Consider the following 16,302-nt stretch of genomic DNA (forward strand, 5'->3'; position numbering starts at 1 on the left):
ACTACTCCTTATTCTCTTCCGCTTTCTCCTCAGCAGCCTCGCGCCGCTGCTGATGTCTCCAACGAATTCCGGCATCGATGAAGGCATCAATGTCACCATCGAAAACACCCTGGGTGTCAGACGTCTCATACCCAGTGCGAAGATCCTTCACCATCTGATATGGATGCAAGACATACGAGCGCATCTGGTCGCCCCAGCTGGCCTTGATGTCACCGGCAAGCTCCTTCTTCTTCCTGGCCTCTTCCTCGTGGCGAAGCACGAGCAGACGCGACTGCAGCACGGCCATTGCAGCTGCCCGGTTCTGTATCTGGCTGCGCTCATCCTGCATCGTCACGACGATGTTCGTCGGCAAATGCGTGATGCGCACGGCGGAGTACGTGGTATTCACACCCTGGCCGCCAGGTCCCGACGAGCAGTATGTATCCACGCGAATATCGGAATCCGGCACGTCGATATGGTCTGTCGCCTCAACGAGTGGAATTACCTCTACTGCTGCAAAACTTGTCTGACGACGCCCCTGATTGTCGAATGGAGAAATGCGAACGAGACGATGCGTGCCACCCTCGACCGAAAGCCTTCCATATGCGTATGCAGCGTTAACCTGGAACGTGGCAGACTTGATGCCCGCCTCCTCTGCATATGAGGTGTCCATGATCTGGGTCTTGAATCCGTGACGCTCAGCCCAACGCAAGTACATGCGCATGAGCATCTGTGCCCAGTCTGCTGCGTCGACACCGCCAGCACCAGAACGAATCGTCACGACTGCAGCACGAGCATCGTACTCGCCGTCGAGCAAGGTCTGGATTGCCATATCCGAGAGATCTTTTTGCAGTTGTTCGGCATCGCGCTGAGCCTCATCAAGAGTGTCTCTATCCTCTTCCTCCTGCGCCATCTCCAACAGTGTCTCGACATCTTCCAAGCGCTGCCTTGCGGATTGAAGATGGCGCAACTGCGTCTGTGCAACGGAAAGTGCACTGGTCACCTGCTGGGCATGATCCTGATCATCCCAGAGTCCGGGAGCACTCGCCTGCTGTTCCAGTTCATGTATCTTGCTTTTCAGCACGCCAGGATCGACTGCCTTGGCAATCGACTCATAGGTAGAGCGAGCCTGCTCTATTGTTTGATTAACATCAAATTCTGCCATCATTACCACCCTACCGGCATCAACCGGCTATGTTCCCTTTGCTTACACTGATTTCACATCAGTATCCATCATTGATGAACTACCTGCTCCATTGGGAAAGGTCAAAGCCCTGAGATGACAGCTGGAATGACAAGTGAGGCGAACATAGCCACAGCGAGTACGGCAACAACAATGCGGGTAATCATCTTCCGCCTGTTCTGCGCGTTTCTGTGTTCCTTTTGGTCATTGCTCATATACACACATGGTACACAAACACTCCCCCGAGATGGATATGCACAGTAGATGCACACAAGACAGCTATCTTGGGTGGGCTTTATTCTGGGGACAGAGTCGCTGGGCTCAACACTGGGCTGCTTGCCGATAGGCGTCGCACACAAAGGAGAAACCAATGGAATCAAGTCGTACTGCATGGGGTTGGGGTTTGGCGAGCATAAGTGCCGCTGGTGACACCTTGGATGTATGGTATCCAAAACTCGAAATCGGCAAGGTGCCGGAACTCTCCGAACGAGAGGATCATGGCTTCGGCAGTCTTGTCCATCATGAAGCCGATCTTCGTGGAGTACGCAGAATTCCTGTGTTTACGGTCAGCAGACTTGACAATCCCATCGAAGATGCGGCGGATGCCTATCTGCGACTGCATCTCTTGAGTATGCGACTTGCCAAGCCCAACACCCTGAACCTCGACGGCATCTTTGGAGCACTCACCAATGTGGTGTGGACCAACTATGGACCATTTGCCGTTTCGGACTATGGGCAGCGCAAGATGGACGTCATTCAGGCCGCTTCCAAAGGTGGCCAGGGACCTGTTCCCGATGTGAATGTGCTTTCCATTGATAAGTTCCCACGCATGGTCGATTACGTGGTGCCGACTGGAGTGCGCATCGGCAACGCCGACCGCATACGTCTTGGCGCCTATCTTTCTGAGGGAACGACGGTCATGCACGAAGGTTTTGTCAATTACAACGCAGGAACGCTGGGAACTTCCATGGTTGAAGGTCGCATCTCACAGGGCGTGGTCGTTGGTGATGGGTCCGACATCGGTGGTGGATCTTCGATTATGGGAACGCTCTCGGGCGGTGGGAGGCACCGCGTGACCATTGGCGAGCATTCTCTTCTTGGAGCGAATGCCGGCATCGGCATTTCTCTCGGGGATCAGTGCGTCGTCGAAGCTGGACTGTATGTAACAGCCGGAACGAAGGTGACACTCCATGACAAGGCAAAGATCGCTGCCGGTAAGCCACTTGATGTAGTCAAAGGTGCCGAGCTGAGCGGCAGGGACCACATACTCTTCATGCGCAACTCCGTGAGTGGAGCAGTAGAGGCGAGAAGCCGGGTACAGGGTATCGAATTGAACGCTCAGCTGCATTCTAACGGATGATTTTTCGATTGTTCAGTGCCTTTTCTCGAGATTTCGAGTTTTGTGGCAATTCCCAAGTATAAATAGCCATTTCCTTGATCTTCTGGTCATATTTCACCGAAGAACAGGGGTTAAACCTGGGAATTGCCACAAAACTCGAAATCTCGTTGAGCAATGAGCCATTCGTTGGGGCAAATCAGCGTTGTTCGATGGGAATATACTCGCGTTCCGGCTCTCCGGTATAGACCTGCCGTGGACGACCGATCTTGGTCATCGGATCCTTCAGAAGTTCTCGATATTGGGCAATCCATCCTGGAATTCGACCAAGTGCAAACAGTGTGGTGAACATTTCCGAATCGAAACCGATGGCTTTATACAGCAATCCCGTGTAGAAGTCGACGTTGGGATACAGATGGCGAGAAACGAAGTAGTCGTCATGCAAGGCAATGTCCTCAAGCTCGGTGGCGACATCAAAAAGCTCGCGATCCTCGCTCTGCGGATTGAACGATCGCTCATTCATGATGCGCGTCAGCCATTGCTTGGCAATCTTGGCACGGGGATCGAATGACTTGTAGACGCGGTGTCCAAGGCCCGAAATGCGCCGACCTTCGGCTTTAGCGTCCTCAACGAACTGCTTCACGCACTTGCCGGAATTCTTGATGACCTCCAGCTGTTTCAGCACCGCTTCATTCGCACCTCCGTGCAATGGGCCCGAAAGTGCATTGATTCCGGCGGCAACTGCGGAATAGAGATTCGCGTGTGCGGAGGCAGCGATTCGAACCACGGAAGTCGAACAGTTCTGTTCATGATCAGCGTGAATGATCAGCAGCTTGTCCAAAGCCTCCACCATCAGTTGATCCGATTCGAATGGCTGATATGGCACGGCAAAGCTCATACGAAGAAAATCGTCGACATATCCACGCGTGATGTCTGGATAGAGCAAAGGCTCATTGCGACGACGCCGATGTATCAGCGAGACTATCGTGCGCACCTTGGCCATGATGATTGCTGCAGCCGCATCGAGCTGATCATCGTCATTGATATCGCAGGTATCTGGGCAGAATGTTGCCAATGCATTGACTGACGAGGCGAGTACACTCATGGGGTGCGCATTGCGCGGGAACGAGCCAAGCAGTGTACGAAAATCCTCGCCGACCATCGTATGTTTCAAAACACCGTCGCGGTACTGCTCATACTCCGACCGTGAGGGCAAGGATCCTTTCTGCAGCAGCCATGCGACTTCGAGAAAGTTGGAATGTTCGCACAGCTGTTCGATGGGATAGCCACGATATCTGAGAATCGAGCGGTTGCCATCGATGAAGGTGATCTTCGATTCGCATTGGGCAGTGGTAAGAAAACCTGGATCGAGCGTGACCCATCCATCGTTTCTCAATGTGGAAACGACAATCCCGTCTGGGCCACAGGTGGCCTTGACAACGGGAAGTTTGAATGAATCGGAATCAACATCCAAATTCGCAATGGTCATAATGAGCCTCCAGCTTCTCGTGCGTATCTTCTTCGAAGAGATACGGTCGCGGGCGATATTTAGCGAATAGTTCGTCACGCATAGCTGTGCGCTACTGAACACGACATTTTACCAGAACGATTGTTACATCTATGAACTGGCATCTCAAAACGCATTCCGCAGCGCACGGGAAACCGCTGGTTTACCATCACGAGATATGCTGCCCTGCCACACGCTGCATGGTTCTCAGGCCGAACCCGTGAATGCCGGTCTATCTCGAACTATCGTGCCTTGTCTGGAATTGCTGCATCGTCCTCATCACGGCGGGTGAGGATGATTGGACCGTCGTCGGTAATCGCGATCGTGTGCTCGGTATGGGCTCCACGAGAGCCGTCAGCGGAACGAAGGGTCCATCCATCACGCTGATCCTGAACGATTTCATCCGTGGTCCTGAGGAACCATGGTTCAATGGCAATCACCAGACCCGAACGGAGCTTGTACCCGTGGTGAGCCTTGCCATCATTGGCAACATGCGGATCACCATGCATGATATGCCCCACACCGTGGCCGCCGAATTCAAGATTGACCGTATAACCCTGTTCGTGCGCAACATCCCCGATTGCTGCAGATACATCACCCAGACGATTGCCGGGTACAGCCTGCGAAATGCCGGCGCGCAAGGCATCGATGGTTGTCTTGATCAGGCGTAGATCCTCTGGATCCTTCTTTTCTCCGACGATGAAGCTGATTGCGGAGTCTCCTACCCATCCATCGACCGTGATGGCGAGATCAAGGGACAGGAGGTCACCATTCTTCAGTGTGTAGTCATACGGAACGCCATGCAGCACAGCGTCATTGACTGAAGCACATATATAATGTGCAAAAGGTCCTGTTCCAAAGTCAGGCGCATAATCGACGTAGCACGATACGGCACCTTTGCGTTCTTCGATGCGGCGACGAACATAATCGTCGATTTCCAACAGGTTCGTTCCGGGATGTGTGTTTTCGCGCAGATTCTTGAGAATGTCGCCTACGAATTTCCCAGCTGGCCTCATGGCCTTGATCTCATCTGGTGTCTTCAGTTCTATCACTTGATAATCTTTCTCAATAGTCGGATGGTATATATCGTACCTCGCCCCTTGCCCATCATAATCGTATGCACGCGAATGCCGGCTATGCAATAAGCCTGCCGATGCCGGATTCGAATAAGTCAAATCTCCAATCAATCAGCCAAAAATCAGCATTGCTGAACTATGTCATTGTCACCTTGCGTGGCTACGCTTTTGCATATGACACACGATTTACAGTCAGGGATTGACCCGACATCATTTTCCTCAATAGTCAAGCCGACCCAGGATCTTTTCCGCTTCGTAAACGGACCTTGGGTAGATACCTATACACTTCCTCCAGACCGTCCGGCATATGGCTCCTTCGCAGTTCTGGCAGAGAACGCAGAACAGCAGATTCGTGACATTCTGGAGGATGAATCCAAACTGGCACCAAAATCCACCATCATCTATAACAGCTTCCTTGATACCGAGGCGATCGAACGGGCAGGAATCAAGCCAATCGCAGCCGACTTGGGCGTTATCGAAGACGCGGCCGACAAGTCCGAACTCACCAAGGTATTGGGCTCACTGAATCCAACCGGAGGCCCGGATCTGTTAGACATTGCCGTCTATGGCGATCCTGGTGATGCCGGACGCAACATCATTCACATCGCCCAAGGCGGACTGGGACTTCCAGACGAGGCCTATTATCGCGAGGAGCGCTATGCGGCAATTCGTGAAGCCTACAAGGACATGGTCGCCAAACTCCTGCATCTCGCGCAGCAGGAAGCACCGATGAGCGATGCTCAGGACAAAGCTGCCGCATTCCTTGCCTTTGAAACGCATCTCGCAGCACATCATTGGGACAATGTGGAAACCCGCGACGAAGATAAGACATATAATCCAACCTCCTACGACGAGTTGAGTTCAGCACTCGATTCCTTTGACATCGATACATGGGTCTCAGCATGGCAGTTCGCATACAATGCCACCTTTACCGCGACTGATCAGCCCATAGATATGAAGGCTGCCCTGGCTCATACCATCGTGCATGAACCCAGCTTCCTTACCGGTCTCAATGATCTGTGGAGCCGCACAGAGCTCAGCGATCTCAAGCTCTGGGCGAGAGTTCATACACTTATCGCATGGGCGACTTTCATGAATCGGGACTTCGAACAGACAAAGTTCGACTTCTACGGCAAGACCCTTTCCGGAACGACACAGATGCGCGACCGGTGGAAGCGCGGCGTTGCACTTGTCAACTCCACCTGCGGAGAAGAGGCGGGACGCGAATACGTTCAACGGCACTTCCCGCAAAGCAGCAAGAGGCAGATGGAGAAATTGGTCAGTAATCTGATCAAGGCATACGAATCCTCCATTGCCGCGAGCGAATGGCTTGGCGAAGACACCAAGAAGAAGGCACTCGACAAGATGGCCAAATTCTCGCCAAAAATTGGATTTACCAACCATTGGCGTGACTACACGGCACTTAAGGTCGGCGACGACCGTGGCCTCATTGCAAACTTACGCATTGCCAACGCCTATGAGACTGGCTACCAGATTTCCAAGGCCGGCAAGCCTGTCGATAAAGACGAATGGCTCATGAATCCACAGACTGTGAATGCCTACTACGAGCCAACGCTCAACGTGATCGTGTTCCCAGCGGCAATTTTGCAGCCGCCATTCTTCGATCCGAATGCAGATGATGCTGCCAACTATGGCGGTATCGGAGCAGTCATCGGACATGAAATCGGGCATGGATTCGACGATCAGGGCAGCAAGTATGATGGCAACGGCCAACTGCACGACTGGTGGACTGAGAGCGACCGCAGCAACTTCGAAAAGCGCACCAAGGCACTGATCGATGAATACAATGCATTCGTTCCACAGCAGCTAGCCGACAAATATGTCGAAACACCGGACAAGGCTCCGCATGTCAATGGCGCACTCACCATTGGTGAAAACATTGGCGATCTTGGCGGCGTCAACATCTCACTCAAAGCATATGCATTCGCATTGGACGAGAAGCAAGGTAAGCCACGCGACGCAAGCCCTGAAGGCATCCAGGAAGCACTTGACTCCGCTCCTGAGATCGATGGCTTCACCGGACTGCAACGGTTCTTCCTGTCCTATGCCACCATCTGGCGCACCAAGATGCGCGACGAACTCGCAGAACAATATCTGCAGATCGATCCACACTCCCCTGCAGAATTCAGAACGAATGGCATTGTGAGCAACGTCGATCTGTTCTACAAGGCCTTTGGCGTAAAGGCAGGAGACGGCATGTGGATTGAGCCGGAGCAGCGCGTACGCATTTGGTGATGAGCTGAGTAGTGCTTGGTCTTAAGCACATGCTTACTGCTTTGTGTGAGTCACGCGCGGGTGTTCGGGGTGTGTTTTCTGCGTTACCACAGAAAACACACCCCGACCCATTTCAGGCCCTCATGATTCATGCATGCTGAAGAGATTGCGTTGCCGTAGCAGAAACGTTAGTCGGTTGAGACTCGAATGGGCGATAGTTTGTCTTACGCCCAGATGCCTGTATCGGAGTTTGGTTCGTTGCGATGCTGACAACCTTGTGAACATCAGGATGTGCATCCTTATGGTGACGCTCACTTGGCAGAGCAATAGAGGCTTTCTTCCGGGTGAACGAGCTCACCCCCAGGCCGAGATGATGGCCGATGCACGACGCTTCGATAATCACTGCTGATTGATGATCTCCATTTCTGTCGGTCCATTCCTCCGTTTCCAGCACCCCGCTGACAACCACCGGCTGACCTTTATGAATGGATTGCAGTACGTTTGCAGCCAATGTCTTATATGCCTTCACTGTCATCCATGTCGTGGCACGCTCCTCCCACTGGTTTCTTCGTACATGGAAGTAGCCACGCGTTGAAGCCAGGCGGAATGTGCAGACCGGGTTGCTTTCCTCTCGGCCAATACGCAGCGGCTCAGTGGCTACGAATCCCGTGATTGTGATCGTTCCTTGCTGTGATGCCATGATGATTCCTTCCTCAACATTGTCATGGGCGTGAGAACTGCCCTTTCGTTATCTTTCGCAGCTAACCAACTGCGGTGAGATAACTATGCCAATATTGCAGCGAGGAATACACCAGATATTCGAATGTGGTCGAATGTGCTTGAACCCGAACATCCTGGGGAATTCAAGCACCATTCGACCACATAGAGCAACGCTGCATCGAAGTCGTGCATTGTGTTGCGCGTCTGGGGCGGAACACCGATTAGATGAGCTCTGCCACCCGATCAGCAATCGTCTGTGCCGCTTGAGATACGGGCACCGATTGCGAATGTGAACCATCGCGGTCACGAATTTCAATCGTGCCATTGGCTGCGGTGTCTCTACCAGCGATAGCGACGATCGGCACGCCAAGCAATTCACTGTCCTTGAACTTCACGCCCGGAGAAACCTTCGCGCGATCATCGAACAGAGTCTCAATCCCCCGCTGTTCGAGTTCGTCAACCAGCTGTTCTGCTGCCTCGAATACCTTGGAATCCTTGCCTGTGGCCAACACATGCACCTGAGCCGGAGCGACCGCAACTGGCCACGCCAGACCCTTATCATCGTGATGACTTTCGGCAATGCACGCAAGCACACGTGATACGCCGATGCCGTAGCAGCCCATCCATACTGGAACTGCCTTGCCATTCTCGTTCAGCACCTTCAAATCCAGAGCCTTGGAGTACTTCAGTCCCAGTTGGAACACCTGACCGATTTCGACACCGCGTTCGAAGCTCAACGGGCCCGATCCATCCGGACTCATGTCTCCATGACGCACTTCAACGGCTTCGACGCTTCCATTGGCTTCGAAATCCCGCCCATATACGGCATTGAACACATGTGTTCCCTCGTGATCTGCTCCCGTCACCCAAGCAGTTCCGCGAGCAACGTGATGGTCAAGAAGATAGGTGATCGGTTCATCGATTCCGGCATGTTCAGCTTGCGGACCAAGCACCTTCGGTCCGATGTAGCCCTTGACCAATTCCGGATGCTTCCTCAGGTCGTCTGGCGAAGCCTCTTCGATTTCTGAAGGAGCAAACTGGGCTTCAAGACGCTTCATGTCGACCTGGCGATCTCCTGGAACACCAATCGCAACCAATTCACGCCAAGGCTTGTCATGATCCTTGTCTTCGGCATGCTTTACAACGATTATCACATTCTTGAGGGTATCGGCGGCTGTCCATGCACGCCCATCTTCGCGCGGATGCAGGGCATTTGCCTGGCTTACCAGCGAATCAATCGTGGTGGAATCCGGTGTTTTCAACGCTTTCATCGAAGGAGTTGCAGAAAAATCAACGTCTTGCATAGCAGGTGTTGTCAGTGCCTCCACATTCCAAGCCTTACCCGAGGGGGCCTGTGCAAAGGTGTCTTCACCGATGGCGAGCGGAGCAAGAAACTCCTCGGACTCCGAGCCTCCCATAGGACCGGAAACAGCATGAACAATCACATACTTCACACCGAGTCGGTTGAAAATACGCTGGTAGGCGTTACGCTCATCGTTGTAACAGGTCTTGAGTCCATCCTCGTCAATCGTGAATGAATACCCATCCTTCATGATGAATTCGCGACCGCGAATCAGACCGGCACGCGGACGGAATTCGTCACGATACTTCGTCTGAATCTGATACAGATTCACTGGCAGATCCTTGTAGGACGAATACATGTCCTTGACCAGAAGCGTGAACATTTCCTCATGCGTGGGGGCAAGAAGATAGTCTGCCTCGTGACGATCCTTCAATCTGAAAATATTGTCGCCGTATTCTTCCCAGCGATGGGTGGCTTCATATGGCGCCTTTGGCAGCAATGCCGGAAAATGCACTTCCTGAGCATGTATGGAACTCATTTCCTCACGGATGATTGCCTCGACCTTGGCGAGAACACGCAAACCGAGCGGCAGCCAGACATATATGCCTGGCGAAGTCTTACGAATATACCCTGCACGAACCAGCAGCTTGGCCGAATCGACATCGGCATCTGCAGGGTCTTCTCGCAGGGTACGAAGAAACAGTGATGACATGCGAAGTGCTTGAGAACTCATGAATCCCAAGGGTATTCATATTGAGGGACATAGCTTTCAGGCACTCGACACTTAAAGACGAATGCTCACTGGAACACGAGCTAGAAGAGAGCACTCTGTGAAAAACCATCCGCGGATTCTTCCGCGGATTCCTCTGACAAGTCGTCGTCAAACTCGTCAATGGCCGGCCTTGCCGTGAATGATTGCGCACCCTCACCCGCCAATCTGGCCGAAGCAGCCTTTGAATCCTGACGAAGTGCAGAATCGAGCGAAACCGCTTCCGGCGAAACAAGGAACGCATGCTCGTTGATGCCTCGCAGATACAAGCCATCCAAGGCCTCGACTCGGGACAAGGCAACATATCCCATGCCTGGAGCAAAGGTACGTCGCAGATCCATGACTGCCCTATCAAGCGTCATACCCTGGGACTTATGAATCGTAATCGCCCAGGCGCATCGCAGTGGTACCTGATTGACAGATGCGAGCACAGTCTCACCATCCATCATTTCCCATGATGCCGGTTTCATGGTGACGGTATTGCCGTTCTCGAATTGAACAATGGGCCATCCACCCTTGTTCTCCTGTGCGAAGCCCTTGATTGTACCGATCGAGCCGTTCACATATTGCCGGTCTGGATCGTTTCTCAGTGCCATGACGTTCGCTCCGGCTTTCAAGACCAGATGCTCGGGGGCCAGCATGTTCTTCTTCAATCGTTCAACCAACTGAGCTGGCCCAGCGGATTCTGCATGGAACTCGTGAGCGTCAAGCATGATCTGAGCAAGGCGCATGTCGTTCAAGGCATCAGCCTGCCGATTCACCGGGAACAGATTCACCGCGACCTCAGATGTCGCCGGCACCTTGCCCAATCTGTTGGCGAGCACGTCATGGTCTTCCTGGCTCACCGAGCCGTCGCGGATATCGGTCAGCACCGTAAGCAGTTGGCCATCATCCTGCCTATGCTGCTCGGTCAAATAGCAAATGATGGGGTTCAAGGCAGGCCAGACCAGAGAATCGGTGACAAAGCCGTCGGGATCCTTGCCGAGACGTGCGTACTCCTGACGTGATGAGAGCAACAGCTCGTCGGGCATCATCATGTCTGCATCACGGTGCGAACGCGTGACCGGCGGGAGCTGGAAGAAGTCACCTGAGAGAACAACCTGCAGACCCCCGAAAGGCTCGGGATTGTTTCGCAGTGCCCTACACACCTGATCCACCATGTCGAATAGCCAAGCGTGCATCATCGAAACCTCATCGATGACCAGCACGTCCGTTGCCTCAATCCTGCGCTTGCGCCGACTGCGGATTCGCTTCAGCAACTCCGACGTCAGAAACTTGGAAACCCCTACACCGCTCCACGAGTGAATGGTCTGCCCATTGATATGCGTCGAAGCAATGCCTGTTGAGGCAGTCACTGCCACCGAGGCACCCTCTGCGCGCTTTCGACTGATGAACTCATTGAGTACAAAGGTCTTGCCGGCACCGGGCGCTCCGGTGATGAACGCATTCGCACCCGCATTCAAGATAGCTAAAGCCTCTTTTTGAAACATATCCTCACCATCTCACACGCGATTGATGCCATGTTGAACCTCCACCAGGTCTTGTTGAAGGGAATCATCGATATTTTCTATTCATTGTGAACTATGTAGAGTATCAAACCAGAAAAACGTCAGTGGCCCAAGGCTATTTTGGGAAAAAATCAAGTTTGTACTTCAAGAAGTTCACAATGAACGCAATCCGTCTCGTACTATTCCAAAAAATCAGTAATCGAGCTTTTCCGGGGTGGCAATATCCTCCACGGGAGCGCCTTGTTCCTCGAATGTGCGCAGGAGACTGGTGCTTTCAATTTCCTCAGCACCGGCCTTTGCCTCCGTTTCGCTGGCCCCGGGGGTAGGTGTGAAGAACATCTTGCGATAGTATCGCAGCTCATCCATAGACTCGATGATATCCGCCAGGGCACGGTGGCCACCGTGCTTCGCAGGTTTATTGAGGTATACATTCGGATACCAGCGGCGTGAGAGCTCCTTTACGGTGCTCACATCGATCACACGATAGTGCAGCAGATCCATCAGATTCGGCATGAACCGGTCAAGGAATTTCTTATCGGAACCGACCGAATTCCCCGCAAGGTGAGCCTTGCCATGTTTGGGCAGGAAAGGCTTGACATAGTCAATGACCTGTTGCTGGGCCTCGGCAAGAGGCAAGCCCCGCTTCATTTCCTCAATGAGACCTGACGATGTATGCATATGACGTACGAAGCTGTTCATCTGTGCGAGTGCGGCATCCGAAGGCTTGATAACCAGATCGATGCCTTCGTCAAGTACATTCATGTCGAAATCGGTAGGAACAACCGACACCTCGCAAAGCTCGTCATGGAAGATGTCAAGACCGGTCATCTCGCAGTCTATCCATATCATTCGCGATTCTTCTGAGCTGAAGGTCATATCGTCCTTGCTCCCCATAACTTCCACCTTTCGTTCCCGTCGGCCTCGAATGCCGAACTCTTTAGGTTATCCCGCAATGGGGACGAAACCCGGTTGATCAGGGTGCATGAAAAATCCCGGATGAGCAAGGGTGCTCATCCGGGATGATCTCAGCGATGGGAAGCAGATATCAGTTGTGGAAACCTGTGTAATTCGGGGCTTCCTTGGTCATCACGATGTCATGAGGATGCGATTCGCGCAGACCTGCATCCGTGATACGGATGAATTTACCCTTTTCCTGAAGCTCTGCAATCGTACGCGCACCGGTATAGAACATCGTCTGATGCAGACCGCCGACAAGTTCGTAGAGCACGTAGTTCAATGGGCCGCGATATGGAACTTCGCCTTCGACGCCTTCTGGAACGACCTTGTCGTTGCTGGTAACATCGGCCTGGAAGTATCGATCCTTCGAGTAGCTCTTTTTGCCGCGCGGTGCCATTGCACCGAGCGAACCCATGCCGCGATAGATCTTGTACTGCTTGCCATGCAGCAGCACCTTCTCGCCTGGAGCCTCCTCGGTTCCTGCGAGCAGACCGCCGAGCATCACGGTGTCGGCACCGGCAACGATTGCCTTGGCAATGTCACCGGAATAATGGATGCCACCGTCGGCGACCAATGGGATGCCGGCAGGCTTGCAAGCAAGGCTCGAATCATAAACAGCGGTGAGCTGGGGTACGCCAACGCCTGCCACAATTCTGGTCGTGCAGATGGAACCTGGGCCAACGCCGACCTTCACCGCGTCAACGCCGGCATCGATCAGAGCCTGGGCACCCTCGCGGGTCGCGACGTTGCCACCGATGATCTGCACGCCGTCAAAGGCATGGTCACTCTTGATGCGCTTGATCATGTCCAGCATGAGCTTGGCATGACCGTGTGCGGTATCGACGACCAACACATCAACGCCGGCATCAACCAATGCGGTCGAACGCTGCCATGCATCGCCGAAGAAGCCGACGCCCGCGGCGACACGCAACCTACCTTGCTCATCCTTGGTGGCATTCGGGTATTGTTCGGTCTTCACGAAATCCTTGACGGTTATCAGTCCGGCAAGCTTGCCTTCGTTGTCGAGCAAAGGCAGTTTCTCAACCTTGTGCTGGGCGAGCAGTCGGTGTGCATCTTCTCGGGTGATGTCGGCAGGACCGGTGATCAAGTTATCCTTGGTCATCACATCGCGCACCTTCAAGGTGTCGTAATCCGAAGGATTCACGAACCTCATGTCACGGTTGGTGATGATGCCGACGAGATGGTCCTGCGTGTCAACAACAGGCAGACCAGATACATGATATGCGGCGCAGAGCTTGTCGAGATCGGTGAGCGTCGCATCGGGAGTGACGGTCAGCGGGTCAGAGATCATGCCGGATTCGCTGCGCTTTACGATATCTACCTGATTTGCCTGATCTTCGATGCTCAAGTTGCGGTGGAGTACCCCGATACCACCATTGCGAGCCATCGAGATAGCCATCTGGGCCTCGGTGACGGTATCCATAGCAGCCGACAACACCGGGGATTTCATCGTAATCCCCTTGGTGAGATGAGTTGTTGTGTCAACCTCGGAAGGAATCACATCCGATTCGTTGGGAAGAAGGAGCACATCATCATATGCAAGCCCGAGCTTCTCGAACATTGGTGGAACTGGAGTATAGCGGGATTCTGAATTCTGTTCAGTCAATGTAGCCATAACAGTACTGTATATTCGGATACTGACCTTGGCGACACATTCGCTTCGCTGATATCGAAACTCCTGTATTTTCAGTCCTTATGCTGTTTGTGTTCCTCTTCGAATGCCTTTTCTCGTCGGCGGGCTGCCGCCAGTGCGGCATTCTCCTCGCGAATCTCTGGAATTCTACGACGATAATACGGATACAATGTGGCGATGGTGAGCATAACCGCTGATATCACAAAGCCAATCGCCACATATTGCGCCTTGAAGAACAGAATCATGATAGAGCCAAATGAGATAAGTGCTGCCCAGCCCCACAGAATAAGCACAGCCGAACGAACGGAATGACCAATGCGAATCATGCGATGATGCAGATGCATGCGGTCAGGGTGGGTCGGTGACTGACCATGGCTGAGCCGGCGAACGATGGCAAGAAACATATCGAGCACGGGGAGAAAGAGTACCAAAAGCGGCAAAAGTATTGGCATAAACACGGGAAGATAGATGCTGGCATGGATAGAAACCGGATCGAGACGGCCCGTCATGACGATGGATGCACAGGTAATCAGATAACCGAGGAGCATGGATCCTGAGTCGCCCATGAATAGCTTGGCTGGATGCCAGTTGTGAAGAAGAAAGCCGACGCATACCCCTACCAGCATTACATCGATGAGAGTGGCCATAGAAGCGTAGCTCGGTGATGTTCGGGCGAGAATATATGAATAGATGGCGAAGGCAATGCCCCCTATTGCCACGATGCCTGCTGCAAGGCCATCCAGGCCGTCCACGAAATTGACGGCGTTGATCGACGCAACGAGCAAAAAGGCGGTAATCGCCATGGAAAGGCTTGGAGAGGCCGTGACGAGTGAACCGAGCGGCAACGAGATGATCTGGATGCCGCCCCACGATACGAACACTGAAATAAGCAGCTGCCCTGCCAGCTTGAGCATCCAATCGAGATCCCACAGATCGTCGGTCACACCCAACATGCATATCAGCAAGGCTCCGCACAGGATGAACCATGCCTGATTGCTGGACGCAAACAGCCCATTGATAAAGGGGAACGTACTGGCATATGCCGTAGCTACGGCAAAGCCTATCAACATGCCTACGCCACCCATGCGAGGTGTCGGCACAGTATGAACATCGCGAGCGCGAACTTTGCCCACTGCTCCAATACGTATGGCAAGATGGCGAACAAGTGGCGTCACCAGCCAGGTGACACCCCCTGCGATGGCGGCGATGAACAGATAAACTCTCATGCGCTGGTTTCCGACGTGTTCGACTCATGTGGCCGAGAGCCATTCGGCGTGCGGTGCATGCTCTGACTGGCATGGATGATGTCGCGCAGTTGCGATTCGGGAATCACTCCCGCTCGCAGGATTGCGATGCCATCGGCGTCGTTCTTGGACGTTGTCACAACCGTACTTGCCACTGGACCAGGGGTCGTACCGGCATCAAGATACAGAGCAACGCTATCGCCCAGTTGCGCCTGTGCTTCCTGAGCGCTCTGCGCACTGTCATGACCTGAGATATTCGCGCTCGATGCAGCCAAGGGTCCAGTTGCTGCAAGAATGCGACGAGTACTATCCGCGTCAGGAACACGAACTGCCTGAGTTCGGGCCGTGACTTCGAGCTTGATTGTCTGCAACTGCGTATCTGCGCTCGCTATGCAGATCGGCGAAAATGCCCCTGGAAGCAACGATGCCGAAAGCACATCAAGTGGGTATGGAAGTCTCAGATCCAATTTCCCGATCTCGTCTGTATCTGCAAGAAGCACCTGCAACGATTTGGTACGTGGACGTTGCTTGGCCTCGAACAAGGCATCAATGGCGATGTCATTGAAAGGATCACATGCAATGCCGTATACCGTATCTGTTGGCATCACAATCAACTTGCCCTCATGAATGTATTGGGCAGCCAATGCCAAGGAATCCTCGTCGATTAAACGAATCTCACTCATTTACCCGTATCATCTCGCTTTGTCTGTATTTGGAAAGCTCTTGCACGCCATGCATGCCGACATCGTTTTGGGAAATGTCCGCACACGGTCTATGTTCAGTCTACAATGCCGATTCTCACGGATGCATCTCTCATCTGCTTCTGTTTTT

13 protein-coding genes are annotated in these 16,302 nt (G+C 53.1%); 2 read left to right on the plus strand and 11 right to left on the minus strand.

Going from position 1 to position 16,302, the window contains the following annotated elements; all coding sequences use genetic code 11:
• Position 1 precedes the first annotated feature (1 nt).
• A complete protein-coding gene (prfB, locus tag BAQU_RS06305; protein WP_094694077.1) occupies positions 2–1,144 on the minus strand; it encodes a peptide chain release factor 2 in 1,143 nt (380 codons plus the stop codon).
• Positions 1,145–1,245: 101 nt separating this feature from the next.
• Positions 1,246–1,377 carry a hypothetical protein gene (locus tag BAQU_RS10680; protein WP_275542235.1) on the minus strand — a complete coding sequence of 44 codons (132 nt, stop codon included), beginning with the start codon at positions 1,375–1,377 and terminating at the stop codon, positions 1,246–1,248.
• Positions 1,378–1,532: 155 nt separating this feature from the next.
• On the opposite strand from BAQU_RS10680, the gene dapD reads away from it, so the two are divergent.
• Positions 1,533–2,522: a 2,3,4,5-tetrahydropyridine-2,6-dicarboxylate N-succinyltransferase gene (gene dapD, locus BAQU_RS06310; protein ID WP_094693683.1), complete on the plus strand. Its 990-nt coding sequence runs from the start codon at positions 1,533–1,535 to the stop codon at positions 2,520–2,522.
• Between the two features lie 175 nt (positions 2,523–2,697).
• Here the strand turns inward: dapD and BAQU_RS06315 are convergent, their stop codons facing one another.
• Entirely contained in the window at positions 2,698–3,987 is a 1,290-nt protein-coding gene (locus BAQU_RS06315) for a citrate synthase (RefSeq protein ID WP_094693685.1), read from the minus strand.
• A 260-nt stretch (positions 3,988–4,247) separates the two neighbouring features.
• Positions 4,248–5,057, minus strand: a complete 810-nt coding sequence (gene map, locus BAQU_RS06320; RefSeq protein ID WP_094694079.1) for a type I methionyl aminopeptidase — start codon at positions 5,055–5,057, stop codon at positions 4,248–4,250.
• A 198-nt stretch (positions 5,058–5,255) separates the two neighbouring features.
• On the opposite strand from map, the gene BAQU_RS06325 reads away from it, so the two are divergent.
• Complete coding sequence (locus BAQU_RS06325; RefSeq protein WP_094693687.1) at positions 5,256–7,337, plus strand: M13 family metallopeptidase; 2,082 nt, start codon at positions 5,256–5,258, stop codon at positions 7,335–7,337.
• A gap of 127 nt (positions 7,338–7,464) precedes the next feature.
• Here the strand turns inward: BAQU_RS06325 and BAQU_RS06330 are convergent, their stop codons facing one another.
• From BAQU_RS06330 to BAQU_RS06360, 7 genes are all read right to left on the minus strand, one after another.
• On the minus strand, positions 7,465–8,016 hold the full coding sequence (locus BAQU_RS06330; protein ID WP_094693689.1) for a single-stranded DNA-binding protein: 552 nt from the start codon (positions 8,014–8,016) through the stop codon (positions 7,465–7,467).
• Positions 8,017–8,257: 241 nt separating this feature from the next.
• Complete coding sequence (locus BAQU_RS06335; protein WP_094693691.1) at positions 8,258–10,072, minus strand: proline--tRNA ligase; 1,815 nt, start codon at positions 10,070–10,072, stop codon at positions 8,258–8,260.
• Positions 10,073–10,152: 80 nt separating this feature from the next.
• Complete coding sequence (locus BAQU_RS06340; RefSeq protein ID WP_094693693.1) at positions 10,153–11,598, minus strand: PIF1 family DEAD/DEAH box helicase; 1,446 nt, start codon at positions 11,596–11,598, stop codon at positions 10,153–10,155.
• 210 nt (positions 11,599–11,808) lie between these two features.
• Positions 11,809–12,510 carry an oligoribonuclease gene (gene orn, locus BAQU_RS06345; RefSeq protein ID WP_094693695.1) on the minus strand — a complete coding sequence of 234 codons (702 nt, stop codon included), beginning with the start codon at positions 12,508–12,510 and terminating at the stop codon, positions 11,809–11,811.
• 151 nt (positions 12,511–12,661) lie between these two features.
• Positions 12,662–14,209, minus strand: coding sequence for an IMP dehydrogenase (guaB, locus tag BAQU_RS06350; RefSeq protein ID WP_094693697.1), 1,548 nt, complete (start codon positions 14,207–14,209; stop codon positions 12,662–12,664).
• Between the two features lie 71 nt (positions 14,210–14,280).
• Positions 14,281–15,453 carry an MraY family glycosyltransferase gene (locus BAQU_RS06355; RefSeq protein WP_094693699.1) on the minus strand — a complete coding sequence of 391 codons (1,173 nt, stop codon included), beginning with the start codon at positions 15,451–15,453 and terminating at the stop codon, positions 14,281–14,283.
• Complete coding sequence (locus BAQU_RS06360; RefSeq protein WP_094693701.1) at positions 15,450–16,154, minus strand: L-threonylcarbamoyladenylate synthase; 705 nt, start codon at positions 16,152–16,154, stop codon at positions 15,450–15,452. The genes BAQU_RS06355 and BAQU_RS06360 overlap by 4 nt, the downstream gene beginning before the upstream one ends.
• Between the last annotated feature and the right edge of the window lie 148 nt (positions 16,155–16,302).

Source organism: Bifidobacterium aquikefiri, assembly GCF_002259795.1.
Taxonomy (GTDB): Bacteria; Actinomycetota; Actinomycetes; order Actinomycetales; family Bifidobacteriaceae; genus Bombiscardovia; species Bombiscardovia aquikefiri.

Coding starts and splice junctions, on each gene's coding strand:
- prfB (WP_094694077.1), bottom strand. CDS start 1,144: ATGGCAGAATTTGATGTTAATCAAACAATAGAGCAGGCTCGCTCTACC.
- BAQU_RS06355 (WP_094693699.1), bottom strand. CDS start 15,453: ATGAGAGTTTATCTGTTCATCGCCGCCATCGCAGGGGGTGTCACCTGG.
- BAQU_RS06340 (WP_094693693.1), bottom strand. CDS start 11,598: ATGTTTCAAAAAGAGGCTTTAGCTATCTTGAATGCGGGTGCGAATGCG.
- BAQU_RS06360 (WP_094693701.1), bottom strand. CDS start 16,154: ATGAGTGAGATTCGTTTAATCGACGAGGATTCCTTGGCATTGGCTGCC.
- orn (WP_094693695.1), bottom strand. CDS start 12,510: ATGGGGAGCAAGGACGATATGACCTTCAGCTCAGAAGAATCGCGAATG.
- BAQU_RS10680 (WP_275542235.1), bottom strand. CDS start 1,377: ATGAGCAATGACCAAAAGGAACACAGAAACGCGCAGAACAGGCGGAAG.
- BAQU_RS06325 (WP_094693687.1), top strand. CDS start 5,256: ATGACACACGATTTACAGTCAGGGATTGACCCGACATCATTTTCCTCA.
- BAQU_RS06335 (WP_094693691.1), bottom strand. CDS start 10,072: ATGAGTTCTCAAGCACTTCGCATGTCATCACTGTTTCTTCGTACCCTG.
- dapD (WP_094693683.1), top strand. CDS start 1,533: ATGGAATCAAGTCGTACTGCATGGGGTTGGGGTTTGGCGAGCATAAGT.
- BAQU_RS06330 (WP_094693689.1), bottom strand. CDS start 8,016: ATGGCATCACAGCAAGGAACGATCACAATCACGGGATTCGTAGCCACT.
- guaB (WP_094693697.1), bottom strand. CDS start 14,209: ATGGCTACATTGACTGAACAGAATTCAGAATCCCGCTATACTCCAGTT.
- BAQU_RS06315 (WP_094693685.1), bottom strand. CDS start 3,987: ATGACCATTGCGAATTTGGATGTTGATTCCGATTCATTCAAACTTCCC.